Annotated in this window: 1 pseudogene; it reads right to left on the bottom strand. The window is 41.3% G+C overall.

Going from position 1 to position 2692, the window contains the following annotated elements:
- Window positions 1-2692: pseudogene (locus tag GGR10_RS06695) on the bottom strand (hypothetical protein); the annotation flags it as partial.

Consider the following 2692-nt stretch of genomic DNA (forward strand, 5'->3'; position numbering starts at 1 on the left):
GACAGATCTTGCTCGACAAGGCTATTACTTATCGCACTCGTAGCTTCCTTAACATCACTCAAAAGAGATGTTAGCTTTTCATCTACACCGGCAAATGCATCTTCAATACTTGTACGCTCTTGATCCTGAATTGTATAAGTTGGCACCTTACTTTGTAATACATTTGCATCACCACCTAAAGACGCATTAATATTCGTATCAAGCTTTACTACATTCGCCTGAACACTCTCAGCACTGTTACTCAACTTTTCAACACTCTGCTCAACATCATAAAGCTGCCCACCTGTTACTGCATCTGTTGAGCCTACATCAACTATCCCCTTTTCCAAACCGGTAAGTTTGCGCAATCCTTTCGTCTTGTTGGCAATGGAGATCTCACCACCCTCCACATTTTTACCAATCGTGATAAGACCAGACTCATCTTGCTCTACAAGGCTGTTCTTTTCTAAATCGCCAACCTTACCAGAAAGAACCGTCAACGTATCACCAACACCTTTAAAAGCAGAGGCAATATCATTATGCGTATCATCCTGAATACTATACTTCGGAGCTATATCTTCTAATACGTTGGCTCCTCCCCCTAAAGACTTCGTAATATTCTCATTAAACTTTGTGATATTTTGCTGCACACTCTCAACACTGCTAGTCAACTTTTCAGCACTCTGCTTGACATCATGAAGCTGCCCACCTGTTACCGCATCTTTTGAATCCTTTGAAAGTTTTCCATCTTCCAAGTTGGTAAGTTTGCGTACTCCTTTATTACCGGCAATGGAGATCTCATCACCATCTACTTTGCCTCCAATGGTGATCTTATGCGACTCATCTTGCAATACAAGGCTATTACTTATTATGCCCGTTATATTACCAACCCTACCAGAAAGCTGCGTTAATGAAGTATCAACACCCTTAAAGGCAGAAGCAATATCATTATGCAGCTTTGTCTGAATAGTATACTTCGGTTCCTTACCCTCCAGTACATTTGCATCACCACCTAAATACTGAGATACATCACTGCCCAGCTTATAAAGCTGTGCACCATTTACTGCATCTGTTGAACTTTTTTTAATTTCTCCATCACTCACGCCAGAGAATATTCGAGGCGCTCCTTTAATACCGGCAATTACAATCTCATCACCCTCGATCTTCTTACCTATAGTGATGTCCTTTGACGCTTCATCTTGCTCAACAAAACCGTGACCCTCTATAGGCTCAACCTTTTCATAAAGACCCGTCAGATTTTTATCAACAGCCCCAAAAGCCGCTTCAACACCTTGATACTTTTGACCCTGAATTGTATAAGTTGGTAACTTACCTTCTGATATATTTGTCCCGAACGCTAAAGTCGCATTCATAGTCGTATTAATCTTTATGACATTATCCTGAACACCTTTAACGGAGCTTGTTAGTTTCTCAACATCCTGATCGGTCTTATAAAACTGGTTACCTGTGACTGCATCTGTTGACTCGTCTGAAAGAGTTCCATCCTTCAAACCGGTAAGGACACGAAATTTTCCTTCCTTGTTGACAATGGAGACCTCATTACCCTTTACATTGCCTCCAATGGTAAACCGATTCGATTGTTTATCTCGCTGTACAAGTCTTTCTCCTGAGCTTTCAACCTTCTTAAAAAGCTCCGTCAGTTCACTATCAACGCCCTTAAAAGCCGCTTCAATACCTACATGGTCTTTACTTTGAATTCTATACTTTGGCTGTTTATCTTTAAGGATATCCGCGCCACCACCTAAAGAAAGATTAATACTATTACTAACCCGTAGGCTATCATCACGCACCCCCTCAGGAACACCATCAAACTTGTCAACACTCAGCTTGACACTATGAAGCTGCCCACCTGTCACCGCATCTGTTGACTTGTCTGAAAGATCTGTAGACGAAGACATTACATTTATAATCTTCTTATTTCCAAGATTAAGCTCAGAATTACTCAGCGATATGTTAGTATTTTCGATACTAATCGTCCCCTTCCTTTGAGTAATATGATCCAAACCCACAGACACAGTTGTCCCTACCATCGAAAGATCAAAGCCGTCAACCCCATCAATATTTAATGGTCTAGTGGAACCAACACCGAAAAACTTGTTAGAATAGTCCCAAGCATCCACAGTAATCTTCCATATTTCTTCTTCCCGCCATTGCCGAAATTTCTTTAACTGTGCAACATTAATAATGTCACTCATTTCAGAACCAGCAGCTACCCCCGTAATCTGTCGTGTTACCCCTTTTTTCTCGTTACCAACACCTACTTCAACCCTATTACCTTTCCACCACCCATTTCTGTCATTTGCTGGTATATTATTAGTCCTAGGGTCATAACCAAACCTGTCCCTATCCGGTCTAATATTCTCCAATTCAGTGTAGGAACCTATAGCAATAGCTTCATCCAAGGCGTAATCACTATTCCTGTCAACATAATTGTTGGGACCTAGACACAAGGCACCACGACCTGGCTTACATGCAAATTCTGGAGCAATACCTCTAGCTTGCTTGTTAACAACACGTGTACCCGTTGTATTGACAGATCTTGTATTAACAGACCAGTTGATGGTATTATTTTCTTCCAAAAACCAATCGTTTGTCGCTCCATCTACATCAATTGAAGAACGTGCACTTGCACTCGTTAATGCATTGACTGATGCATCAGCCCCACAACTACTCTCAAAGGAATAGCCACCAG

Source organism: Bartonella chomelii (genome assembly GCF_014138465.1).
GTDB classification, from domain to species: Bacteria; Pseudomonadota; Alphaproteobacteria; order Rhizobiales; family Rhizobiaceae; genus Bartonella; species Bartonella schoenbuchensis.